General features: G+C 39.0%; 16 protein-coding genes and 1 pseudogene. 10 read left to right on the top strand and 7 right to left on the bottom strand.

Translation table 11 applies throughout. From position 1 onward, the window contains the following. Positions 1–33: 33 nt before the first annotated feature. Positions 34–2,025 (bottom strand): flavin-dependent dehydrogenase, encoded by a 1,992-nt coding sequence (locus IQ215_RS01310; RefSeq protein ID WP_193799518.1) that lies wholly within the window; start codon positions 2,023–2,025, stop codon positions 34–36. A gap of 207 nt (positions 2,026–2,232) precedes the next feature. On the opposite strand from IQ215_RS01310, the gene lexA reads away from it, so the two are divergent. After that, positions 2,233–2,826 (top strand): transcriptional repressor LexA, encoded by a 594-nt coding sequence (gene lexA / locus IQ215_RS01305; protein ID WP_193799620.1) that lies wholly within the window; start codon positions 2,233–2,235, stop codon positions 2,824–2,826. Positions 2,827–3,229: 403 nt separating this feature from the next. On the opposite strand, the gene IQ215_RS01300 is transcribed toward lexA, so the two are convergent. Continuing rightward, positions 3,230–4,708 carry a SulP family inorganic anion transporter gene (locus IQ215_RS01300; RefSeq protein WP_193799517.1) on the bottom strand — a complete coding sequence of 493 codons (1,479 nt, stop codon included), beginning with the start codon at positions 4,706–4,708 and terminating at the stop codon, positions 3,230–3,232. Between the two features lie 164 nt (positions 4,709–4,872). Here IQ215_RS01300 and hemC point away from each other — a divergent pair, with 164 nt between their 5' ends. From hemC to gltB, 3 genes are all read left to right on the top strand, one after another. Further along, the gene (gene hemC, locus IQ215_RS01295; RefSeq protein ID WP_193799516.1) at positions 4,873–5,835 is read left to right on the top strand and encodes a hydroxymethylbilane synthase; all 963 of its coding nucleotides are present in this window, start codon (positions 4,873–4,875) and stop codon (positions 5,833–5,835) included. 439 nt (positions 5,836–6,274) lie between these two features. Continuing rightward, complete coding sequence (locus IQ215_RS01290; protein WP_193799515.1) at positions 6,275–6,883, top strand: hypothetical protein; 609 nt, start codon at positions 6,275–6,277, stop codon at positions 6,881–6,883. Positions 6,884–7,160: 277 nt separating this feature from the next. Beyond that, entirely contained in the window at positions 7,161–11,783 is a 4,623-nt protein-coding gene (gene gltB / locus IQ215_RS01285) for a glutamate synthase large subunit (protein WP_193799514.1), read from the top strand. A 100-nt stretch (positions 11,784–11,883) separates the two neighbouring features. Here gltB and IQ215_RS01280 read toward each other — a convergent pair whose 3' ends face one another. The 4 genes from IQ215_RS01280 to IQ215_RS01265 all read right to left on the bottom strand — a co-directional run bounded on the left by IQ215_RS01280 (position 11,884) and on the right by IQ215_RS01265 (position 14,954). Then, positions 11,884–12,774 (bottom strand): cold-shock protein, encoded by an 891-nt coding sequence (locus tag IQ215_RS01280; protein WP_193799513.1) that lies wholly within the window; start codon positions 12,772–12,774, stop codon positions 11,884–11,886. Positions 12,775–12,926: 152 nt separating this feature from the next. After that, complete coding sequence (locus IQ215_RS01275; RefSeq protein WP_193799512.1) at positions 12,927–13,595, bottom strand: hypothetical protein; 669 nt, start codon at positions 13,593–13,595, stop codon at positions 12,927–12,929. 2 nt (positions 13,596–13,597) lie between these two features. After that, positions 13,598–13,918, bottom strand: coding sequence for a hypothetical protein (locus IQ215_RS01270; protein ID WP_193799511.1), 321 nt, complete (start codon positions 13,916–13,918; stop codon positions 13,598–13,600). Next, complete coding sequence (locus IQ215_RS01265) at positions 13,899–14,954, bottom strand: hypothetical protein (RefSeq protein ID WP_193799510.1); 1,056 nt, start codon at positions 14,952–14,954, stop codon at positions 13,899–13,901. The genes IQ215_RS01270 and IQ215_RS01265 overlap by 20 nt, the downstream gene beginning before the upstream one ends. A gap of 115 nt (positions 14,955–15,069) precedes the next feature. On the opposite strand from IQ215_RS01265, the pseudogene IQ215_RS01260 reads away from it, so the two are divergent. The 4 genes and pseudogenes from IQ215_RS01260 to crtD all read left to right on the top strand — a co-directional run. Continuing rightward, positions 15,070–15,981, top strand: a pseudogene (locus tag IQ215_RS01260) (glutamate synthase subunit alpha); the annotation flags it as partial. Positions 15,982–16,427: 446 nt separating this feature from the next. After that, positions 16,428–17,810 (top strand): aldehyde dehydrogenase, encoded by a 1,383-nt coding sequence (locus IQ215_RS01255; RefSeq protein ID WP_193799509.1) that lies wholly within the window; start codon positions 16,428–16,430, stop codon positions 17,808–17,810. A gap of 129 nt (positions 17,811–17,939) precedes the next feature. Next, positions 17,940–19,736: an ABC transporter ATP-binding protein gene (locus tag IQ215_RS01250; RefSeq protein ID WP_193799508.1), complete on the top strand. Its 1,797-nt coding sequence runs from the start codon at positions 17,940–17,942 to the stop codon at positions 19,734–19,736. A 463-nt stretch (positions 19,737–20,199) separates the two neighbouring features. Continuing rightward, positions 20,200–21,684: a C-3',4' desaturase CrtD gene (crtD, locus tag IQ215_RS01245; RefSeq protein WP_193799507.1), complete on the top strand. Its 1,485-nt coding sequence runs from the start codon at positions 20,200–20,202 to the stop codon at positions 21,682–21,684. A gap of 230 nt (positions 21,685–21,914) precedes the next feature. Here crtD and murA read toward each other — a convergent pair whose 3' ends face one another. Further along, on the bottom strand, positions 21,915–23,177 hold the full coding sequence (murA, locus tag IQ215_RS01240) for a UDP-N-acetylglucosamine 1-carboxyvinyltransferase (protein WP_206688472.1): 1,263 nt from the start codon (positions 23,175–23,177) through the stop codon (positions 21,915–21,917). 423 nt (positions 23,178–23,600) lie between these two features. Between murA and bioB the strand changes: the two genes are divergently transcribed. Then, positions 23,601–24,656 carry a biotin synthase BioB gene (gene bioB, locus IQ215_RS01235; protein ID WP_347239013.1) on the top strand — a complete coding sequence of 352 codons (1,056 nt, stop codon included), beginning with the start codon at positions 23,601–23,603 and terminating at the stop codon, positions 24,654–24,656. After that, positions 24,640–25,269, top strand: a complete 630-nt coding sequence (locus IQ215_RS01230) for a biotin transporter BioY (RefSeq protein ID WP_193799505.1) — start codon at positions 24,640–24,642, stop codon at positions 25,267–25,269. Before bioB ends, IQ215_RS01230 begins: the two co-directional genes overlap by 17 nt. The last annotated feature ends 61 nt before the right edge of the window (positions 25,270–25,330 follow it).

Below are 25,330 nucleotides of genomic sequence, written 5' to 3'. Positions count from 1 at the left end.
CTTACCACACCTATTATCCCGAATAAAAGTTACTTACTTCTGAGAAACAAAACGAGAACCAAAAGTAAGCAACTTAAACCATAACTTAGGATTACTTTCCTTTAACCACTTACTTTGATTTTCCAACCAAGGATTAAACCAACGGCTAAAAAGCAGATTTTTAAAAGCATCAAAGCTAAACTTAACATAAGAACCCATCCAGCGGAATATATCTCGAGTTCCAGCCATTTCCCATATCCACAACAATAGAGCAGGATTTTTACGAGCCGCCTTGAGGGCTAATCTGTTAAAAGTAAACCAATCCGTGCGATCTTTAATAAAAACCTCTGCAGTATCAGGTTCATCGGCCAATAAACCGAAGAAAGTATTTAACATGGCATTCACCCTTTCAGGGGGTAAAGTTTTGTGGGTAGGCACCATCATCCCCTTAGAAAATAGCCACGTTACCGCAATATTACTTTGATAGGCTTTTATGCGGTTTAAAGATTCCCCATCCAAAAGGTCATTTTTTAATGCTTTATCAAGGAGACTGGTTAAACGTCCTAAATTACGCACCAACGAACCAAAACCCGTAAACACAAGGGGAGACTGTAAAGAAGCAGCATCACCGATCGCCATTACCCTATCCGTAGCAATTTGACGATCATTTTCTCCCACGGTAAAACGTCCGGGTATATAACCAAAAGTAGGCTTTTTCCAAACCAATTTATCCATATCACAACGGCGATATTCAGGAAGAATATTAAAGAAATCCTCATACATCTCCAGCAAAGAGCCAGGGTTATCAGGATGCACTTGGTGATAATGAAATAGATAAATAGTCAACTCATCCCCCTCCGCAGGAAATAACTCCCAAATTAACTGCCTACCCCTAGAAATATCTCCATGGGAAAATAAAACATCCCCATAGGTTTTATCCCAAACTTCAGGCTCAAAACCTTCCAAAATCGCACCCACCGTGGGGCAAACACTATCAAATGTTCTTTTACCTGCTATTTGCCAAGCAATGGGGGAAGTAGTACCCATGGCATCTATTAACAGCCTTCCTGTGGTTTCCCTTTCATCCTCCGTGACTAAGTGAGTAGCTTTTACGGTGACAATGTCTTTACCGACGGTGGCTTTTTCAAACTCCGTCTCATCCCATATGTCAGCCCCATATTTAATTAATTTTTTCTGACATACCTCTAATAATTTATTGGTATCTAGGGCAATATTTAGCACCGTAGGAGTATGTAAAACACTAGCTTTTAATTTTTCGGGGTTATTAGCATCAAAAAACTTACTAAAACCGTCCTCATATTCAGCAGCGATACAATATTCAAACTCTTTTTTCGTAAACAATCCTAAATCAATTAAAACTTGAAATTCATCCCGAGAAATATTCCATTCTCGATTCATTCTACCGAATTTTAGACGTTCAATCACTAAAACGTTATAGCCCAATTTTGCCATTAAAGCCGCATGGATAGCCCCTAAAGCACCCCCAACATAGATGAGATCATAATCAGCTTTTCCTTTGCTATTATCTTTAAATAAAACAGGTTTAACCTGATAATTGTTGGCACTATAGGCATTATTTTCCACACTTTCTCGCCATTTTTTTTCCCACCAATAAACCCGATTTAAGTCATATTCCCCTTGGGGCATTTTTTGGAAATATTTAACGGTTTCAGGATAATAGGGCTTGAGGGAATCAAAGATTGATTGATTACTTAAATCAATGTCAGGTAATTGGGGATATTGATTGGGAAACTTTTTATTAATGGCAGTTTGTAATTCTTTTTTGACCTTATTTTCTTTACTTGATAGTTTTTTCCCCCAACGGTATATTTTTAGATAAGTTGTCCGTTGCAATGACCAAAGGAAAATAGATAATTCGCTATCTTCTCCTAGTTTGACCCTTAATCCATCTTGGGTAATGGTTTTTTCACCAATACTAGGTTGCCAAGAATTTTGTAACCAGTCGAGGGCTTCTTGGGTATGAGGATGGGGAATTTCTATATAAAGTAAAGGCTTTACGTCCATTTCACTAAATTTTTTATAGGTTTTTTGATTTACTATCTATCTATTATTGCCGATTATTGATTTATTGGACGATGGGGGCGAAGGGAGATAATAAGGGGTAGAGGTGATGAGAAGGAAAGCATTATCAATGGTTGATGGTTTTTAGTACGAGTGTTCTTAAATACATTAAAATAAAGAATGTCATCTAATCTAAATAAAATCAGAGAAATGGAAAATTTAACCCCTGCCCAAAAAGAATTATATGATTGGTTAGTGGAATATATTAATGTTAATAAGTATTCTCCTTCAATTCGAGAGATGATGAAAGCGATGAATTTGCGATCGCCCGCACCCATCCAAAGTCGTTTAGAAAGAATCAAAGCCAAGGGTTATATCGACTGGATAGAAGGACAAGCAAGGACAATGAAAATCCTAAAACCTTATAATGGTTTACCCATTTTAGGTACAATCACCGCAGGGGGCTTAGTAGAACCCTTTACCGATGATCATGAAAAATTAGACGTTGCCTCCATGTTTAATCAACCCAATTGTTTTGCCCTCAAGGTAGTAGGGGATAGCATGATCGAAGATTTTATCACCGAGGGAGACTATGTAATTATGAAATCTAGCAAAGAAGCCAAAGAAGGGGAAATTGTCGCAGCTAGGGTAGATGGTTATGGCACTACTTTAAAAAGAATTTACTTTAATCCTGAAGAAGTAATTTTAAAAGCATCTAATCCTAAATATGATCCCATCAAAGTAGCTCCCGAGAATGTAGAAATTCAAGGTACTTTATTCGCTGTGTGTCGCCTCGGATATTAAGTTAACTTGAAGTTCGGGATAAAATTTTCTAGGGTCGGCAGGGAATGGGTAATAGAGAATAGTGGTAATATTTGTAATAATCTATGGTTTTAGTGGTCAAAATATATTTTATGTCAAGTTCGCATAATTCCTTATCAATAGATTGTATCTTTGTACCCCCCACCGTGTAATGAATTACACGGCTAACAATCGTTCGTTCAATGAATTGAACTAAGATATTGATATTACTAATTTGTAAATGGTCAAGTGGACTTGATATTACACTGTGATTAGACAACATCACACCTCTAACTTACACCCCCAACACTTGTACTACTCATAACCCTTTATCCCGAATCGAGGTTAAATAATCAAACTATTATTATCCTAACTCCTCATCACTCTATCACCCCCATACTCCCCGTTACGTTAATTTTGCCTCTTTGAAAGTACCAAGATTTTCCAATAGAGTGGCACTGGCTTCATTTAAGCCGATTAACTCCACATCAGCGCCATTGCGACGAAATTTGATCATCACTTTGTCCAAAGCCGCGATCGCCCCTTGATCCCATAAATGAGCATGGGTTAAATTAATAACTACCCTATCCACCAAATCATCAAAATCAAATTTGCTATAAAACTCCTCAATGGAAACAAAGAAAATTTGCCCCGATACATTATAAGTACACAAAGAATTTTCCTCATCCAACACCTTCTCCACAAATACCAATTCCGCAATTTGACGGGAAAAAAAGATCGTCCTTAAAATAATTCCCGTAATTACCCCCAAAGCAAAATTACTGGTAACCACCGTAACAATCATGGTACTCAACATCACAATGGTTTCATTAGGAGGAGTACGTTTAATATTCTTAAAAGATGACCAACGAATAGTACCCACCGATACCATAATCATCACCGCCACCAAAGCCCCCATGGGCATCCTTTGCACCCACTGTTGCAATACCAAAATGGCAAATAACAAAAACATTCCTGCCGAAAAAGTAGAAAGTCGCCCCCTACCCCCCGACTGCACATTTATCACCGATTGCCCAATCATGCCACATCCTGCCATACCCCCGAAAAAAGAGGTGATAATGTTGGCGATACCCTGCCCTTTGGCTTCCTGATTTTTGTTGCTAGGGGTATCAGTTAATTCATCTACTAAGGCAGCGGTTAAAAATGAAGCTAATAAACCCACCAATGCCATGGTTAGGGAAAAAGGCAAGATAATTTGTAAGGTTTTTAAATTAAAGGGTACATCGGGTAAACGGAAAAAAGGTAATGTGGCGGGTAATTCCCCCATATCTCCCACCGTCGGCACTCCTAAGTTTACATCTAAGTTTAAAACCACCGTAACCACCGTTGCCACCAATAAAGCAACTAACGGGGAGGGTACAACCTGAGTAAATCTGGGTAAAATATAAATGATTAACAATGAACCGATGGTAATAGCATATACTGCCGAGGGTACGTTAGTTAATTGGGGTAGTTGTGCTAAAAAGATTAATACCCCCAGGGCGTTAATATAACCCATCATCACCGCCCTAGGAACATATTTCATTTGTTTTCCTAGTTTGAGGATGCCAAAGATAAGTTGGAGAATACCTGTGAGGAGGGTGGCGGCAAAAAGATATTCTATGCCATAATCTTTGACTAGATCAATCATTAATAACGCCATAGCCCCCGTGGCTGCAGAAATAGAACCTGGTCTTCCCCCTAAAAAGGCGGTAGTTACTGCTATGATAAATGAAGCGTATAAGCCTACTTTGGGATCAACCCCTGCAATGATTGAAAAGGCGATCGCCTCAGGAATCAACGCCAAACCTACCACTGCACCAGCTAAAAGATCTTCTTTAACATTGGAAAACCATTCCCTTTGTAGGGTGAAAGTGTTAATCATTTCCTCCTCTCTCTATTTTTGGCACGGGAAAATCTTAATAGTATCACAAAACTTTACAAAAAAAATAACTAGGATCATTAATCTACCGTAACAGTGAGAGGTTTTCGCACCTTTTTTCTGATAACCTAGATCGAGTCGTTAAAATTTCTATAAAAACTATTTATATGACCGCATCTAATGATAGTGAACGTACTATTGTAATTGGTACTCGTAAAAGTAATTTGGCTTTGGTTCAAACCTATTGGGTAAAAAAAGAATTAGAAACCCATTTCCCCCACATAGATTTTGAGGTGGAAAAAATGAGTACCCAAGGGGATAAAATCCTTGATGTTGCCTTGGCTAAAATCGGTGATAAGGGTTTATTCACCAAGGAATTAGAGTTGGGCATGATTAACAAGGAAGTTGATTTTGCTGTGCATTCGTTGAAAGATTTACCCACTAATTTACCCGATGGCTTAATGTTGGGTTGTGTTAGCAAAAGGGTAAATCCTGCCGATGCTTTGGTGGTGAATGAAAAACATAAGGATAAACAGTTAGATACCCTTCCCGAAGGCGCTGTCATTGGTACTTCTTCTCTACGTCGTCTTGCCCAGTTGCGCCACCATTATCCTCATCTTACTTTTAAGGATGTCCGTGGTAATGTAAACACCCGTTTGGCGAAGTTGGACGCTGGGGAATATGATGCCATTATCTTGGCCGTAGCAGGGTTAGAAAGGTTGGATATGGGCGATCGCATCCATCAAGTTATCCCTAGTGAAATCTCTCTCCATGCCGTGGGGCAAGGGGCTTTGGGCATTGAGTGTCGCACTGGTGATGAAGCTGTTTTAGAGATTATTAAGGCAATTCAAGATCAAGATACCCTTGATTGTACCCTCGCCGAGCGCTCCTTTTTACGAGTATTAGAGGGCGGATGTCAAGTACCTATTGGGGTTAATACTTCCATTGAAGGGAATCAGTTAACTTTGGTGGGGATGGTTGCTAGTTTAGATGGTCAACAGTTACTTAAAGATAGTGTAACGGGCGATCGCACCCAAGCTGAAAAAATAGGTCAAGAGTTAGCCGAAAAACTCAAAAATCAAGGGGCAGGGGAAATCTTAGCTGCTATCCTTGCAGAAATTGATCGCTAATTTTTATTGTGTAGGGGCGATTTCGTCTCTACATTAATTAATTTTTCGGTACACTTTAAATAAAATTCAGTAACACAGAAAATTTTTAGCTAAACATATAGCAGTCTTAAATGAGTCATAAAAAATTAATCCCTCTTAACCCCCTTTTTTTAGAGCAATTCAAGTTAGAATTCTCATAGATGATTTAGGATTGGTATTATATTGAATCCCCTTGAGCACTTAGAAATTAGCAATATTAATATCTCAGTTCAATTTATTGAACGATAAACTATTAGCCTTGTAATTCATTACAAGGTGGGGCAAGTATAAAAATACAATCTATTGATAACTAATTATCCGAACTTGATATTAATTATCTACTCATCAAAATATTTTTTATCTACAAGAATTGATAGTTTAATTATAAGATAAAGTGAGATCCTACAAGAGTAATTATCTTATGAAGCTATTTAATATTTATACACCATTAAATTTGATGATTTCTACAGGTTTATCCATTATAGGAGTAATCACCTTTGATATGATTTCTTCTACTGCTTTAGCACAAGAGGCATGTGTGCGAAATCAATCAGGAAATGTTGTTTGTGGAACATTAGTTCAAGACAATGTAGGGCAAAATAATGTGATGTCCCCTCAACGAATTGAAACAAATGGATTTAGATTTGAATTACAAGGATGTGTCAGAGGGAGCGATAATACTGCAAACTGTGATGTACTCATTACAAATATTGGAGATCAAACTAATACAACATTAACTATTTACCGTAGTAGAACTATTCATGGGTGGGAAGCTCCTTCAAGAGCTATTTCTAGTTTGGGAGATCTATTCAGCATAAAAACTCTTCGCCTAGGAGGTAATCAAAGATCTGGTCACCCTAGAAGTACATTTGTTTATGATGTGCCAGTGAGATTAACACTAACATTTGATAATATGACCTCTCAAACAACCCAATTAGCCCTTCTTGAAATTGGGTTTCAAGTTGAGGGTGTAAGTCCAGCGTCTCGTACAACGGCTCAATTTAGGGATGTTTCCATTCTATCTCGGTAGGTCTGAAACAAATTAAAACTTTATAACTAACATATCTTAAAAGATTGTACTATGAGCGATCGCATAATGTTCCTTTACGTTTTACAGTGCGATCGCTCCTACACCTTCGCAGAACTTTAACAAACTTAATATTATGTAAAAAACCTGACAAAAAAAGAGAGGTCATTGATAAATCTTCCTATAATATAAAGAACTAAAAATAGAGAGAAAAACCGAGCTAGACTTAATATTTTCTTTATATTTGCACGAATTAACACCAACAATTTAGGAAGCAATTATGACCGTAAATAATATACCCAAAAAACAAGGATTATACGATCCACAAAATGAACATGATGCCTGTGGTGTGGGCTTCGTAGTGCATAAATACGGGAAAAAATCTCACGATACAGTACAACAAGCATTAACAATTTTAATTAACCTTGACCATCGGGGCGGTTGTGGTGCTGAACCCAACACAGGAGACGGCGCAGGAATACTGATGCAAATTCCCCACAGCTTCATGAATGAGGAAGCGAAAAAATTAGGAATAGCCCTCCCCCCCGAAGGAGATTATGCCGTAGGGATGATTTTCACCTCCCCCAACCCAGAAGCAAGACAGAAAGCCAGAAAAGCCTTTGAAGAAGTAGTCGCCGAAGAAGGGCAGAAGGTATTAGGTTGGCGAGACGTACCCACCGATAATTCTGATTTGGGAAAAAGTGCCTTAATTAGTGAGCCTTTTGTACAACAGGTATTCATCGCCAAAAACCCCAACATCACCGATAATCTTGCCTTCGAGCGCACCCTATTTGTAATTAGGAAGCGATCGCACCGTGCCATCAAAACCACTAACATTGATGAGTATTGGTATCCTGCCACCATCTCCAGCCGTACCATCGTATATAAAGGAATGCTAACCCCCGCCCAAGTAGGCAAATACTATGTGGATCTTAATAACCCCGCCCTAGAAACCGCCCTGGCCCTCGTCCACTCCAGATTTAGCACCAACACCTTCCCCAGTTGGGAAAGGGCGCACCCCTACCGCTACATCACCCACAACGGGGAAATTAATACCCTAAAAGGTAATACCAACTGGATGCGCGCGCGACAAGCCCTCTTTGAGTCCGACTTATTTGGGGAAGACATGGCAAAAATCCAACCCATTATTAACATTGATGGTAGTGACTCCCTCATCTTTGATAACGCCCTCGAAATGCTGGTATTAAGTGGGCGTAGCGTTCCCCATGCCGTGATGATGATGATTCCTGAACCCTGGACGGGGCATGAATCCATGGACGCAGACAAAAAAGCCTTTTATCAATATCACTCCTGTTTAATGGAACCTTGGGATGGCCCTGCCTCCATCGCCTTTACCGATGGTAAACAAATCGGCGCCATTTTGGATCGCAACGGCTTACGCCCCTCCAGATATACCGTCACCAAAGATGGTTTAGTCATCATGGCATCAGAAGCCGGAGTATTGCCCATCGAACCAGAAAGGGTGGAATCTAAAGGCAGATTGCAACCCGGGCAGATGTTTTTGGTGGATATGGAAGCAGGGCGCATCGTAGCGGATGAGGAAGTAAAAAAGGCGATCGTCACGGAAAAACCCTATCAACAATGGCTCGACAAAAATTTATATACCCTCGATGACTTGCCCTCTACTCCTCCCTTATCAAGGGGGGCTGGGGGAGATCTCATACCCCTCCAACAAACCTTCGGTTATACCTTTGAAGACTTGCGAATGTTACTCGCTCCCATGGCAACTAACGGGGTAGAGGCGATCGGTGCAATGGGTATAGATACTCCCCTAGCGGTGTTGAGTGATAAACCCAAACTCTTATACGACTACTTCAAACAACTATTTGCCCAAGTAACTAACCCCCCCATAGACTCCATCCGAGAAGCCATTATCACCTCCCCCGAAACAACCATTGGTAGGGAAGGAAATCTGCTCAACCCCCAACCCGAAAGTTGTCACCTCATCGCCCTAAAAAGCCCTGTGATCACCAATGAGGAACTAGCCAAACTGAAATCTTTAACGCCCCCCTTATCAAAGGGAGATGGGGAGAATCGATCCCATCAATTCAAAGCAGAAACCTTCCCCATCGTATTCAACCCCAAAGATGGGGTAAAAGGACTAGAAGAAGCCTTGGAGAGCCTTTATGCACAGGTAGATCAAGCCATTGAACAGGGATGCACCCATGTAATTTTGAGCGATCGCACCGTAGATGAAAATAATGCCCCCATTCCTGCCCTCTTGGCGGTATCAGGGTTACATCACCATCTCATCCGCAACGGCACCCGCACCCTTGTGGGCTTAATTCTTGAATCAGGAGAACCCAAAGAAGTTCACCATTTCGCCCTCCTCCTTGGTTATGGTTGCGGTGCTATTAATCCTTACCTCGCCTATGAAACCATTAACCAGATGATCAAGGAAAAATTGATCACAGGGGTAGATTACGATACCGCCGTCTATAACTACATTAAATGTGTTACTAAAGGGGTAATTAAAATCGCCTCCAAAATTGGTATTTCCACCATCCAAAGCTATCGAGGAGCGCAAATTTTCGAGTCTGTGGGCTTAAATGATAGTGTCATTCATAAATATTTCACTGGTACTGCTTCCCGTTTACAGGGGGTCGATTTGGCAGTAATTGCCGAGGAAACCATCATGCGTCATAACCACGGTTTCCCCCAAAGACAGGTAAATGGACATACCCTCGATGTGGGCGGTGAATATCAATGGCGTAAGGATGGAGAAGCGCACCTTTTCAATCCCCAAACCATCCACACCCTACAACAAGCGGTAAGGGAGGGGGATTATCAACTATTTAAAGCCTACTCCCAGATGATCAATGATCATGGTAAACATTATTTCCGTTTGCGGGATTTATTGGAATTTAAGCAACGGGAATCCATCCCCATCGAGAAAGTAGAACCCATTGAGAATATCATGAGACGGTTTAAAACGGGGGCAATGAGCTATGGTTCAATTTCCAAAGAAGCCCATGAATCCCTCGCCATTGCCATGAATCGTATCGGTGGTAAATCCAACACAGGGGAAGGGGGGGAAGACCCCGAGCGCTACACTTGGATTAATGATCAAGGAGACTCGAAAAATAGTGCCATTAAGCAGGTGGCTAGTGGACGTTTTGGGGTAAATAGCCTTTATCTTTCCCAAGCCAAGGAAATTCAAATTAAGATGGCGCAGGGTGCGAAACCGGGAGAAGGGGGACAGTTACCGGGTAAGAAGGTTTATCCTTGGATTGCTAAGGTGCGTTATTCTACCCCCGGGGTGGGTTTAATTTCTCCTCCTCCCCACCATGATATTTATTCCATCGAGGATTTGGCGGAGTTAATCCATGATTTGAAAAATGCTAACCGCAACGCCCGAATTAACGTTAAGTTAGTGTCAGAAGTGGGGGTAGGCACTATCGCTTCTGGAGTTGCCAAGGCCAAGGCTGATGTGGTTCTCATTTCTGGCTATGATGGTGGTACGGGGGCATCTCCCAAAACTTCCATTAAACACGCTGGATTACCGTGGGAATTAGGTTTGGCGGAAACCCATCAAACCTTGTTATTAAATAATCTCCGTAGTCGCATTGTGGTGGAAACTGACGGACAAATGAAAACTGGGCGCGACATTGCGATCGCCACTTTGTTGGGTGCAGAAGAATATGGTTTTTCCACTGCCCCCCTCGTCAGTCTTGGATGTATCATGATGCGTGTGTGTCATCTCAATACTTGCCCTGTGGGGGTTGCCACTCAAAACCCCGAACTTCGTGCCAAATTTACGGGAGATCCTGCCCATACGGTTAATTTCATGAAATTTATTGCCCAAGAAATGCGGGAAATCATGGCACAGTTGGGTTTCCGTACAGTGGATGAAATGGTAGGACGTACAGATGTATTAGAACCTAAAGGGGCGATCGATCATTGGAAAGCCAAGGGTATTGATATATCACCCATCCTTTATCAACCTGAAATCGATCCTACTGTGCCTCGCCATTGTACCATCAAACAAAATCATGATTTAGAAAAATCCCTCGATATTACTACCCTACTGGATTTGTGTAAAGGTGCGATCGCAACGGGGGAAAAAGTTACCGCCACCCTCCCCATCAAAAATACTAATCGTGTGGTGGGTACTATCCTAGGTAACGAGATTACCAAAAACCACTGGCAAGGTTTACCAGAGGATACGGTGCATTTACACTTCATCGGCAGTGCTGGGCAAAGTTTAGGCGCTTTTGTACCCAAGGGCGTTACTCTCGAGTTAGAAGGAGATGCCAATGACTATATCGGTAAAGGCTTAAGCGGTGGAAAAATCATCGTTTATCCCGACAAAAAAGCCACCTTTGAAGCTGAGGAAAATATTATCGTTGGTAACGTTGCCTTTTATGGCGCTACCAGTGGAGAAGCCTATATTTCGGGCATTGCGGGAGAGCGTTTTTGTGTGCGTAACTCAGGAGTCACCGCCATAGTTGAAGGTGTGGGCGATCATGGTTGCGAATACATGACAGGGGGTAAAGTAGTCATTATCGGCGATACAGGGCGCAATTTTGCCGCTGGTATGAGTGGCGGTGTTGCCTATATTCTCGATGAAAAAGGAGATTTTGCCACCCGTTGCAATACTGAGATGGTTGGCTTAGAAACCCTCGAAGATGCTTCGGAAATTGCCGAATTAAAACAATTAATTACTAATCATCAACAGCTTACTAATAGTAAAAAAGCTGAGAAAGTCCTCGCTCATTGGCAGGAAAATATCAGTAAATTTGTCAAGGTAATGCCCCGTGATTATAAGCGAGTTTTAGAGGCACTAAAAGAGGCAATTAATTCTGGTTTAAGCGGTGATGAAGCGTTAAATGCGGCATTTGAAGCTAACGCCCAAGATGTTGCCAGAGTTGGAGGAAGTTAATTTCCTAAATCTCTCCTAAAAAGGGGGAGACAGTTTAATAACCGAACTTCCCCCTTTGGCAAAAACTAAAACTTATATACATCAAAAGTTTAAGAGCATATTAAAATTTATAAACATCCTTAAATGATCTAAAACCGACAGGTCTAGCCGTTGTATGTTGGTTATCTAGTCCAAGTTCTTGACAAATAATTCTATAAATGTCAGTGGGAAACCCCCCTTTAAAATCCCATTCATCCGTTCCATTTTGCATTCTTAAAATACCTGAGATATGTTTATACTTATAACCAAGTTTCTTTCGTACAATATAATTTGAAAGTTGCTTACTATGTGTAAATCTTTCTTCTTCAGGAAGCTGACGCATTTCTTCTAATAGCTCATATAATTCCCCGGCCGCTTCTACGCCTTCTAAATATTTCTCATATTTGACACTTAGTCTTCTAACTTCATTCTCTTTATCAACCCTAATCTGTTTTTGATGTTCAACTTCTTGACGTTCTCTTTCTCTTTGAAGTTCTATTTGTCTTAAGCGTTCAACATCAGCATCTTTGCGTTTTCTTTCCTCAGCCTCCCTCCGTTGAATCTCTAAATTATTTCTTTGAAGACTTAATTCATCTTTACGATTAATTCCAACTAACTCTATTGTGACAATATCAAGCCAACTAGGTTTTGATGAGTCTATGTTTTTCCACATATTCTCAACTGTTTCAATAAAACCATCAAATTGATGTGCATAACATGAAGGAATATCATCTTTATTTAACCAAACTTCACTAACTTGTTTCCGTTTTTGAGTAGTTTCAATTTCATACCAAAAACTTACAGGTTCAAAAATGTCATCATTGTCTAATTTTTGAGCTAATTCACGATATTTGCTCTTTATTTTCTTAATATGAAAGAAAACTTGACTGTTTTGATTAGAAAAAGTACAACCAACAAATCCAAAACCTCTATCAGAATGGTAATTCTTGATATAACCAAAGTCTATTGTCATAAAGCCAGTTCTACAAATTGACGAACCACGAAAGGTATATTTTCATTGCATTATAACTTAAATAATGCTATTAGGATAAAATTGCTATAATGCGATCATTTTTAAAGTATGTGTAGAAGTCGAAAGGTGATCGTGTTTTGCGTATTTTTGTATTAAAGATAATTTGCGATCGCCATTTTTTTTGAGGATTGAATCGCCCAACGGATAAAATAACAAAAATTTAAGTTATTATCAACAATAATTTCAAGCATTTTCAACGTCAGAGGAACAAGATAAACCCCTTGACTTTTCTTTAGGATACTTTCTTTTGATAAGTTAAAATAACTTATTTCTTCAATAGCCTCTTTTGTGTAAGATGGGGCAATAAAAAAGCTCAATGCTTGTCCTTTGCCTGTTCGCCAACACATTTTTTCTATTTCTGGTCTTCCCACAGACGACTTATTATAATTTTTACATTCTCCGATTAAGCATGACGGAAAATCGCCTATCATTCCCCATATTTCATATATTGTTTCATCAATAGGAATTAAATTAATATCAATTTGTCCTAAAGCAGTATCTTTATTTGTAACAGATAAAGAACTAATTAGTGTGATTCTTTTGAATAGACTTTTAACTAAATCTTCTAAAAGATTTCCTTGTTCTGTAGTATTTTGAAAGTCCTTAGATTTTATTTTCTGGACAATTTCCTTTTCAAATTTATATTGATCATCACAAGAAAAACAATTATTGCAATTTATTAAATCTTTTTTTTGAATGTCAAAATTAATTCTTTTATTGATGTAGTCCTGAATATCTGTCAAGAACTTATTCTCATCCATCTTTATCTCGTTACTTTTATCTTCAATGGTTCAATATATACCGCTACTTCAAGCTGTTCATTAGGGTACATATAATCACACTCTTCACAATAAGATTCATGATCATTCAGATTTTTTTCAATTCGATGAAACTCTGGACAAAAATATCTTTTAATTATTTTTAGCTCATTTTCGGACTGCATTTGAAATAATATTTTATATAATTCTCCCTCTAAGACACCACAATATTCAGCCAAATCAGAAATGCCAATCAAGCCACCATGATATTTCTGTTTAGTGTATTCTCGAACCAAATTAGATATTTCAGTTTCCTGAGAGAACATAAGCTGAGAGTTTGATATTGTACAATATATATGTAACCACTTCTTCGGGTATATATTCTCGAAAAAGTAGTCCTCCTGTCTTTGTTACAGAAAAAGAATATTTACTCTGATTGTAACAGAAACAGATGTTTCCCTTAACTGGGTTTTTCATCATTTCTTGTAAAACAGCTTGTGCTTCTGGATGAGTTTCCTCAGCGATATTCTTTAGATCATCAAGTGTTACTTCAAAATTAGAGATTTTGGTACCATTAAATGGAGATGATAATTTTGTGTATGAACCATCAAGAAGATGTTTTAAGGTATCTATTCTAATTATCTGTCTAGTGACTTTAGTGATAGCTTTTTTAGAATCTTCTTTTTCCCCAATGAAATAACTTTCTGCAGATGATAAAGGATTATGCCTGTCTAAAATAGCTGTTGAAACAAAATCCTTAACTACTTGAAATGCACCTCTTACTTCTACTATATCTAAATCCTTTCTGAGGATAATTTCGAATTCTTTAGTTGGATAGTAAGATATTTCTTCTAATCCATCTAATTCTCGTTTGATAGTTTTGCTAGAAGCAACTATAAATCCAACAATACTAGGAAACGAAATCTGATCCATCTTAAATTTTTCTGTATCAATCTTTACATTATCTAAATTTCTATTTACTGGCAAAGATTTATGATTCAGTTCAACAACTGTATGTAGTTGAAAATTATGTTTTTGACCTACAAAAGTATTATTTGACCAAGATTGCATCCATTGAATTATTTTTTCAGAATTATTTATGGAAATCAAATAATCAGCTTCACGAGCTGTTAATACCACATCCCTGAGAAAATCTTTGAATTTGCTAGTAAATTGTTGATTAGAAAACTTAATTTTATATTCAGTAATAATCTTATCTACAATATCCTTCTGACTTATAAGTCCAGTAAAATCAATATCCTCATTTTCCCAAAATTTTGTTATTTTTTCTGTGGGCAAACGTCGTAATCTTCTTTTTAATAAATGTTCTTTAAAATCAAAATGATGTTCTGATTCGGGCATTATAATATAGTGAAATTATCTTAATCTATTTAGCTTGATTTTATTGCATGGTTAAATCATATCCAAAAAGAGTTAATTTTAGACATATATATTCTTTTTTGATATAAAGTTACTTTATTGTACCATCAAACAAAATCATGATTTAGAAAAATCCCTTGATATGACTACTCTACTAGATTTGTGTAAACCAGCCATTGAGAAAGGGGAAAAAGTTACCGCTACCCTCCCCATCAAAAATACTAATCGTGTGGTGGGTACTATCCTAGGTAACGAGATTACCAAAAACCACTGGCAAGGTTTACCCGAGGATACGGTGCATTTACACTTCGTCGGTAGTGCCGGGCAAAGTTTAGGTGCCTTTGTACCCAAAGGAGTTACCCTCGAGTTAGAAGGAGATGCCAATGACTATATCGGTAAAGGCTTAAGCGGTGGAAAAATCATCGTTTATCCCGACAAAAAAGCCACCTTTGAAGCTGAGGAAAATATTATCGTTGGTAACGTTGCCTTTTATGGCGCTACCAGTGGAGAAGCCTATATTTCGGGCATTGCGGGAGAGCGTTTTTGTGTGCGTAACTCAGGAGTCACCGCCATAGTTGAAGGTGTGGGCGATCATGGTTGCGAATACATGACAGGGGGTAAAGTAGTCATTATCGGCGATACAGGGCGCAATTTTGCCGCTGGTATGAGTGGCGGTGTTGCCTATATTCTCGATGAAAAAGGAGATTTTGCCACCCGTTGCAATACTGAGATGGTTGGCTTAGAAACCCTCGATGATGCTTCGGAAATTGCCGAGTTAAAACAATTAATTACTAATCATCAACAGCTTACTAATAGCAAAAAAGCTGAAAAAGTCCTTGCTAATTGGCAGGAAAACATCAGTAAATTTGTTAAGGTAATGCCCCGTGATTATAAGCGTGTTTTGGAGGCATTAAAAGAAGCCATTGACTCTGGTTTGAGTGGTGATGATGCCCTCAATGCGGCTTTTGAAGCTAATTCCCAAGATATTGCCCGTGTAAGCGGTAGTTAATTTTTCTTTCTTGTTAGGGGAAAAATACAAGCAATTAAAAAAAATATGATTTTTTTTGGTGGGCATCTGTCCACTTTTTTTTGTATCTGTAGTGTAACCTAAGTTCGGGATAACATTTTCTGGTGAGGGCAGGGAATGGGCAACGGGCACTCTTGCAATGGTGTTTATAGCATTCTTTATTTATATTTCATATTAGTTCAATCAATTGAACTATAAACTGTTAGCCGTGTAATCCATTACACGGTGGGGCAACTGCGAAGCTACAATCTATTTATAACTAATTATCCGAACTTGATATAAGTGATAGTTTATTAATTGTCCATTGCGTACACCTTGACAAGACTATAAATTTTATCTTTAACTCAAGTTATGCGGGGTGTCTTAGGAGCAAGGTTTTTTGTTGTTATCCTAGAGAGGTATTGCTATCTTAATATTTTTTTTATTTTATGACTATTACCAGTTATTCTATGCAATCTTTTGTGGATGAGCAGAGGAAATTTTTTGCCACAGGGGCAACTAAATCCTATGATTTTCGGTTACAACAGTTGAAAAAATTAAAAGAGGCGATCGCCCTTAGACAAGATAAAATATTAGAAGCCTTAAATCAAGACTTAGGTAAACCAAAATTAGAAGGTTGTTTTGAATTAGCAGTTATTTCCGAAATCAGCTACGCCATTAAAAACCTCAAAAAATGGATGAAACCAAAACGAGTAAGCGCCGGCATTGAAAACTTTCCCGCCTGTGCCAAAATCCATTCTGAACCATTGGGGGTAGTATTAATTATAGGGCCATGGAATTATCCCTTTACCCTAATGATTTCCCCCCTCGTAGGGGCGATCGCCTCGGGAAACTGTGCTATGCTCAAACCATCAGAATTAGCACCCCACACCTCCGCCCTCATCACCGAATTAATCAAAGACATCTTTCCCCCCGACTACATCTGCATCCAAGAAGGAGGAGTAGAAATAGCCCAAGAATTACTAAATACCAAATTTGATCATATCTTCTTCACCGGAGGCACAAAAATTGGGCAAATTGTCATGGAATCCGCCGCCAAACAACTAACCCCCGTCACCCTCGAATTAGGAGGAAAAAGCCCCTGCATCGTTGATAAAGAAACCAACCTCAAAATTACCGCCAAAAGAATTACTTGGGGTAAATTCATCAACGCAGGGCAAACCTGCATCGCCCCCGATTACATCCTCGTAGATAAAACCATCAAACAAGAACTTATCACAGAAATCAAACAATGTGTCCACGAATTTTTTGGCGAAAATCCTCACCAAAGCCCCGATTTTGCCCGTATCATCAACCATAAACAATTTGACAGACTAGAACAACTATTAAACCATGGTGATATTATCCTAGGGGGAAAAACCCACCGAGAAGATAAATATATCGCCCCCACCATCATCGATAACGTTTCCCTCAACTCTCCCATCATGGCAGAGGAAATTTTTGGCCCTATTATGCCTATCCTCGAATACAATACCCTTGATGAAGCCATCACCATCGTTAACAGCAAACCCAAACCCCTTGCCCTTTACTTTTTCTCCAACAACTCAGACAACAAAAAACGTATCCTCCATGAAACCTCATCAGGGGGATTATGTTTTAACGAAACCATCATGCAAGTAGGGGTAAAAGATTTACCCTTTGGCGGGGTAGGGGATAGCGGTATTGGGGCATATCATGGCAAAACCAGCTTTGATACTTTTTCCCACCAAAAAGCCGTCTTATCTCGTTATTTCTGGGGCGATTTAAACTGGCGTTATGCCCCCTACAGCGATAAGATAGTCAACTCTTTCAAAAAATTCTACACCAATTGACATTCCGCCAAAATAAGGCTTTTTTGAAAAAAATAAAAAAATGAAAACCATTACCTATTGTCTATTCCCTGATACAATTACTTCACTTTTTGCTGCAAACCCTACATACATTAATTGATAACACAGAGAATGAAATCAAAAACAAAAAATAACGATTGGGGATTAGTCTTAAAAATTTTACCCTACGCTAAAAGAAAATCTCCCATACTATTATTATCTTTTATATTGTTAATTCCCTTATCCATAGCGGGAGCCATTCAACCCTTAATTGTCGGACAAGGTATTTCTTTATTAAGAGGGGAAGATACTTGGGGTTTTTTAGAGTCTTATTCCGTTGCAGAAGGTTTAAATCTACTAGCCTTTATCTTACTAGGAACAATTATTTTTCGGACAATTTTTTTAGCTTGGCAAGGTTTTTTAGTCCAAAAAGTGGGGCAAGAAATTACCGCTTTTATTCGTCAAGATTTATTTAATCATGTTACTTCATTATCATCTAATTTTTTCCATAAAACCCCCGTGGGAAAATTAGTCACAAGGTTAATTAATGACGTAGAAGCCTTAGGAGATGTCTTTGCCACTGGGGCTATAGGTATTCTTAGTGATGTTATCTATATTTTAGCGATTATCATTACCATGGTTTCCCTTCAATGGCAGTTAGCCCTATTGTTGGTATTCATGTTAATTCCTGTTTCAGCTTTAATCGTTTATTTCCAAAAGCAATATCGTAAAGCTAACTATGTGGCAAGGGAAGAATTATCCGTCTTAAATGCCATGCTACAAGAAAATGTGGTAGGTATTAATATTGTGCAATTATTTCGCCGTGAAAGACATAATAGCGAACTATTTCGCACTGTCAATGAGCGTTATCGATTGGCCGTCGATAAAACAATTTTCCATGATTCAGCGGTATCGGCTACCCTTGAATGGATTTCCCTAGTTGCGATCGCCGTTGTCCTTTGGATCGGAGGGGTGCTAATATTAGGAGATAACCTCAACTATGGTACATTATCCGCCTTTATTCTCTATTCCCAACGATTATTCGATCCTCTCAGACAGTTCGCTGATAAGTTTACCATGTTCCAAGCAGGATTTACAGCTATCGAACGTATTTCCGAATTGATGAATATTCCCATCGAAATCCAAGATAAGGATAATGACATTAGCCTAAACCACCACAACGCCAACCAAGATGCCGTAGGGGAAATTCGCTTTGAAAATGTCTGGTTTGGCTATAAACCTGATGAATATGTACTCAAAAACCTTAACTTCACCATTCGCCCGGGAGAAAAAGTCGCCCTCGTAGGGCCCACAGGGGCAGGTAAAAGCTCCATCATCAGGCTTCTCTGTCGTTTATACGAACCCACCCAAGGTAGAATTTTAGTGGACGGTATCGACATCCGAGACATCACCCAAGCCGAATTAAGAAGCCATATCGGGGTCATATTACAAGAAAGTTTCATTTTTGCAGGGGATGTGAAAAGAAATATCACCCTAGGAGAAACCTATGATTTTGATGAAATAGAAAATGCCGTCAAACTCACCAACATAAAGCCTCTCATCGAAGAATTGCCCCAAGGTTACAACACCCAATTACGGGAAAGGGGTGCAAACCTATCCGCAGGGCAAAAACAATTACTGGCTTTTGCAAGGGTAGCTATTCGTAACCCCAATATTTTAGTCTTGGATGAAGCCACCTCCAGCCTAGACGTTTCCACAGAAGCCGACACCCAAAAGGCTTTAGATGAATTATTAATCAATAAAACCGCTATTATCATCGCCCACCGTCTTTCTACCATTCGTAATGTGGATAAAATTTTAGTCCTTAAACAAGGGGAATTAATCGAATCGGGTAATCATGATCAATTATTGGCAGAAAATGGTTTATATGCCAGTTTATATAAATTGCAAATGTTAGCCACTGTTTAGGTGTTGCTTATGGGGTGTTAGGTTTTAATAAAAATTCGGTGTCGTGGTGTAAACAATAGACAATTAATAAACTATACTATGCCACCTTTAATATCAAGTCCGCTTTATTACTTATCAATAAGTTCAATTTATTGAACGAACTACCGTTAGCCTTGTAATTCATTACATAGTGGGGTAAATGCGAAGATATAATCTATTTATAACTAATTTTTCAAACTCAATATAACCTGCAACCTGTACGGACGTACCATGGTACGTCCCCTAGCATACTAACAAATCCCGAACACAAGTTAAACAATAAATATCAATAGTTTGGGCATAGAATAGCCTTTAAAAAATAAACAACAAAACATCATTATCTAATCTACTATTCATTCTCAATAATCTTTTGCCTTTTACCTAAAAATCTTTGAGAGTTTATAATTAAGAAATATTAAGTAATTTATGGCATAAAGATTAAGTTGTGAAAAAAGTTGTGGTCATTGGGGCGGGAATAGGTGGATTAACAGCAGGGGCTTTGTTGGCGAAAAGGGGCTATGATGTGACAATTTACGATCAAGCCATCGTACCGGGGGGTTGTGCTTCTACCTTTAAGCGTAGGGGTTTTACTTTTGATGTAGGGGCTACTCAGGTGGCAGGATTAGAAAAGGGGGGCATTCATGAGCGTATTTTTAAGGAATTGGATGTTGAATTACCTTCGATGACAATTTGTGATCCTGCTTGTGCGGTTTTTTTGCCAGAAGAAAAAGAACCCATTATGGTGTGGAGAAATCCTCAAAAATGGCAACAAGAAAGGGAAAAACAGTTTCCGAATAGTGAAAATTTTTGGTCTTTGTTTAAGTTTTTGTTTGATGCAAGTTGGCGTTTTCAAGGGAGAGATCCTGTGTTACCTCCTCGCAATTTGTGGGATTTTTTTCAGCTTATTCAGGCTTTAAGGCTCGATACTTTTGTTACTGTACCTTTTACTTTTATGACGGTAGCTAATTTGCTTAATTTGTTAGGATTAAAAGATGATCGCCGCTTAAAAACTTTCCTTGATTTACAGCTTAAATTATATTCTCAGGTAAACAGTGAGGAAACGGCTTTGTTATATGCTGCTACTGCTCTTTCTGTATCCCAAGAACCCCAAGGATTATATCATTTAGATGGTAGTATGCAGGTATTGTGCGATCGCCTCGTCACTGCCCTAGAAAAATATGGTGGCAAGTTAAAAATGGGTTATTTTGTGGAAAAAATACACACGGAAAATGGCATGGCAAAAGGGGTCACTATTAAAAATAAGAAAAAAGGTGAAATTTTTCAAGAAAATGCTAATCATGTGGTGGGTAATATTACGGTAAATAATTTAGTAAAAATGACTGATAATTTACCCAATGGATATGGTAAAAGAGTGCAAAAGTTAGAACCTGCATCGGGAGCATTTGTTATTTATTTAGGAGTTGATGAATCTGCTATCCCTGAAAATTGCCCTCCCCATTTACAATTTCTCTATGACTATGATCAACCCATTGGCGAAATTAACTCTTTGTTTGTGTCCGTGAGTAAACCTAATGATGGACGAGCGCCCCAGGGCAAAAGAACTATTATCGCTTCTTCCTTCACCGATACTGCCCTCTGGTGGAATAAAAATAAAGCTGATTATGACCAATTAAAACAAGAATACAGCCAAAGGGCGATCGCACGGTTAGGGACATACTTTCACCTTACCCCTGAAAATATCATCCATCAAGAAGTGGCAACACCCCTTACCTTCGCTAAATATACCGCCCGAGAAGATGGCATCGTCGGTGGTGTGGGACAAAGAATTAGTACCTTCGGCCCCTTTGGATTTGCCCCCCGTACCCCCATTAAAAATCTTTGGCTAGTGGGAGATTCTGTACATCCAGGAGAAGGCACTGCAGGGGTTAGTTATTCAGCCCTAACCGTTGTCCGTCAAATTGGTTTGTAAATTTATATCACAAAAATTGCGGTTTTTTTGACTATTAGGGAGATAGTCTGTTATTATTGTTTTATAATGGGAATCTATTCATTTTAAATTATGAGTGGTTAGATTCTAATTATACTAAACATACTTACATTATGAACCATCCGAGAGAAAAAGTCAACAAAAAAAGCGTTCAGCTTGAAGCATAACTCCTTAGGCAAAACGCTTTAAAAATATAAAAAAATCAAACAACGTTAGCCACGATACTGAATACGTTTAATTTTAGCTCCAAGACTTTGTAACTTTTGTTCAATATTTTCATAACCTCGATCAAGATGTTGTAATCCTTGTACCAAAGTTTTGCCATCTGCCGCCAAACCAGCAATAACCAAAGCAGCGGACGCCCTTAAATCCGTAGCCATAACAGGAGCGCCCGAAAGACCATAAATACCTTTGACCACAGCACAATTACCCTTAACCTTAATATCAGCGCCCATGCGTTTTAACTCAGCAACATGACGTAAACGATTTTCAAACACCGTTTCAGTAATCACACTATTCCCCTGAGCCACCGTCAATAGCGCCATAAATTGGGCTTGCATATCCGTAGGAAAACCGGGATGAGGAGCAGTTTCGATGTCCGCTGAGCGAATTTCCCCAGGGATAACCCTAAGACTGGTTTCTGATTCTTTAGCGATTCCGACGCCAATTTCTTCCAACTTCGCAATCACAGGAATCAAATGTTCGTGGTTAACGGCCGTAAGAGTAATGGGAGAATGGGTGATAGCCCCAGCCACTAAAAATGTACCAGCTTCGATGCGATCGGGAATAATCGCATAATCAGTGGTATGCAGACTTTTAACCCCTTCAATGATAATAGTATTTGTCCCAGCGCCCTTAATCTTTGCCCCCATACTATTGCAAAAATTAGCCAGATCAACAATTTCAGGTTCTTGAGCAGCATTTTGAATAATGGTTTCACCTTCTGCAAGGGTTGCCGCCATCATGATAGTTTCCGTAGCGCCCACACTAGGATAATCAAGGAATATATTTGCGCCCTGCAATCTTTTTTTACCCCCCTTCACCGAAGCATTAACCACCCCATGTTCAATAATCACATCAGCGCCCATAGCCTGAAGCCCTCTGACGTGAAGGTCAACAGGACGAGAACCTATCGCACATCCCCCCGGTAAAGGCACATGGGCAACCCCTAAACGGGTGAGAATAGGCCCAATAACAAAGAAACTAGCACGAAGTTGGGATACTAACTCGTAGGGTGCTTGAGCGTCTTTTAATTGACGGGCATCAATATCCCATACATCTTGATTTTGTTCTATTTTAACCCCTAAAGCGTTCAACACCTGACCCATAAATTGCACATCTTTAAGGGTGGGAACATTAGTTAAGCGACATTCTTCACTACATAATAAAGTTCCTGCCAAAATGGCTAGGGCTGAATTTTTTGCCCCACTGATTCTTACCTCCCCTTGGAGGGGATTTTTGCCGATAATTTCCAAAGCTACTTGGTTATAGTCTTGGGTGAATGTGCTTGATGAATTTGTCTGAATAAAAGTATTAATAGCCTTTACCTCCCGATTTTGTTTAAAAATAAAGTTTAACCATAATATTTCGTTATGATTCTACCTGATAATTTATGTTTTGTTCGTTTTTTATTTAAATTTACATTTATCTTAAGTGTTTTCACTGTTATAGCAGAATCAAGTCTAATTTTTTTCTCCCCAAAGATGTAGTAAATAAGTATTTATTTTTTGTCTATGTTATGTTCCATTGACCATGGATTTTTAGGGTATAATTTTGGGGTGATTATTTCAGAATCTTCTCACTAAGAGTTAGATGAAATTGTCAAGTAATATACATATTATGAGGGGACGGTATTTGTGGTAAACACCATTAGTAAGCCAGAACAAAAAGTTAACAATATTTCCACCGATAGTAATGATTCCCTTGCGCTATGGTTAAGGGAATTGAGCGATCGCATCATAGACGGTGAACAGATTACCAGAGAAGAAGCCTTAAAAATTACCACCATCGAAGGAGAAGAAAATATCCTTTTGTTGTGTGAAAATGCTGATCGTATTCGTCAGGCCCGTTGTGGTAATGTAGTTGACCTATGTAGTATCGTTAACGTTAAATCGGGAAATTGTTCAGAAAACTGTAGTTTTTGCTCACAATCGGTACACCACCAGGGAAAAGACTCCCCCGTTTACGGTTTAAAAACCGAAGATGAAATTTTAGAATATGCCAAAGCGGCAGAAGCGGCGGGGGCAAAAAGATTTTGTTTAGTATCCCAAGGGCGAGGAATAAAATATAATAGCCCTAAAACCAACGAATTTGCCCAAATTATCTCCACCGTACGCCGTATCATTGAGGAAACCAACGTAAAACCCTGTTGCGCCCTAGGGGAGATTACCCAAGAACAAGCCCAACAACTCAAAGAAGCAGGGGTAACCCGCTATAACCATAACCTTGAGGCATCGGCGAATTTTTATGAAAAAATCGTTACCACCCACACTTGGCAAGATCGGGTAGATACGGTGAAAAACCTCAAAGCCGTTGGCATACAAGCCTGTACAGGGGGCATTATGGGTATGGGAGAGAGTTGGGAAGATCGGGTTGATTTAGCCCTTTCTTTGCGAGAATTAGAAGTAGAATCCGTGCCTATTAATTTACTTAATCCCCGAGAAGGTACACCCCTAGGAGAGCAGAATAAATTAACTCCCTTACAAGCCCTAAAGGCGATCGCCCTTTTCCGTTTTATCTTACCAGAGCAAATTCTCCGTTATGCAGGGGGTAGAGAAACCGTCATGGGAGAATGGCAAAAACAAGGTTTAATTTCGGGAATTAATGCTATGTTAATCGGTAATTATTTAACCACCCTCGGGCAATCTCCCCAAGAAGATCAAGCCATGCTAGAATCCCTCGGTTTAGAAGGGGGAGAAGCCCCTGTCCCCTATCAAAATGAATCCATTGGCTAAAGACGACCAAAACCAACTCAAAATTAATCCTATCCATGAGTTTTTGTGGGCATTGACAGGTTTAATGCTCACGGTTTTTGGTACATTTGTAGAGGTCTTTTTTGTAATTCCCCAAGGCACGAGCTTAGAAAGTTTTACCCCGACTTCCTTGGGGGTAACTTATCAGTTGGTGGGGGTATTCTTAACGGGTTGTTTGGGAGGAAAAAATGCTGGAACATATGCCCAAATAGCTTATCTGGTACTAGGTTTATTTAAACTCCCTGTTTTTTATCAAGGGGGAACTTTTGAGTATTTAAATCAACCCAGTTTTGGTTATATTCTCGGTTTTATTCCAGGGGCTTGGTTATGCGGTTATTTGGCTATACCTGGCAAAAGAAGATTGGAAATATTTGTCTATGCGATCTTTTTTGGATTACTGGTAGTTCATCTATGCGGTATTCTCTATCTAGTAGGCTATACTTTTATTACTCCTATTTTCGGCAATGAGTTAGACCCCAATTATCTAACCGATGCCATTAATCTTTATACTGTTACTCCTTTTTTCTCTCAAATTATTCTAATTCCTCTCATTGCCACCGTTGCTTTTATCATTCGACTGATTTTATTTTACTAGGGATACTTTAAAACTTTTAGCTTCTATAAACCTTATTTTAGTGTAAACAATAGCCTAAACT

Source organism: Cyanobacterium stanieri LEGE 03274 (assembly GCF_015207825.1).
Classification (GTDB): domain Bacteria; phylum Cyanobacteriota; class Cyanobacteriia; order Cyanobacteriales; family Cyanobacteriaceae; genus Cyanobacterium; species Cyanobacterium stanieri_B.
Note: the sequence above shows the minus strand (reverse complement) of the source record. Positions and strands in the feature narration are given on the sequence as shown.

Coding starts and splice junctions, on each gene's coding strand:
- IQ215_RS01255 (WP_193799509.1), top strand. CDS start 16,428: ATGACTATTACCAGTTATTCTATGCAATCTTTTGTGGATGAGCAGAGG.
- lexA (WP_193799620.1), top strand. CDS start 2,233: ATGGAAAATTTAACCCCTGCCCAAAAAGAATTATATGATTGGTTAGTG.
- hemC (WP_193799516.1), top strand. CDS start 4,873: ATGACCGCATCTAATGATAGTGAACGTACTATTGTAATTGGTACTCGT.
- IQ215_RS01300 (WP_193799517.1), bottom strand. CDS start 4,708: ATGATTAACACTTTCACCCTACAAAGGGAATGGTTTTCCAATGTTAAA.
- IQ215_RS01265 (WP_193799510.1), bottom strand. CDS start 14,954: ATGCCCGAATCAGAACATCATTTTGATTTTAAAGAACATTTATTAAAA.
- IQ215_RS01280 (WP_193799513.1), bottom strand. CDS start 12,774: ATGACAATAGACTTTGGTTATATCAAGAATTACCATTCTGATAGAGGT.
- IQ215_RS01230 (WP_193799505.1), top strand. CDS start 24,640: ATGAATCCATTGGCTAAAGACGACCAAAACCAACTCAAAATTAATCCT.
- IQ215_RS01250 (WP_193799508.1), top strand. CDS start 17,940: ATGAAATCAAAAACAAAAAATAACGATTGGGGATTAGTCTTAAAAATT.
- IQ215_RS01310 (WP_193799518.1), bottom strand. CDS start 2,025: ATGGACGTAAAGCCTTTACTTTATATAGAAATTCCCCATCCTCATACC.
- IQ215_RS01290 (WP_193799515.1), top strand. CDS start 6,275: ATGAAGCTATTTAATATTTATACACCATTAAATTTGATGATTTCTACA.
- gltB (WP_193799514.1), top strand. CDS start 7,161: ATGACCGTAAATAATATACCCAAAAAACAAGGATTATACGATCCACAA.
- IQ215_RS01270 (WP_193799511.1), bottom strand. CDS start 13,918: ATGTTCTCTCAGGAAACTGAAATATCTAATTTGGTTCGAGAATACACT.
- IQ215_RS01275 (WP_193799512.1), bottom strand. CDS start 13,595: ATGGATGAGAATAAGTTCTTGACAGATATTCAGGACTACATCAATAAA.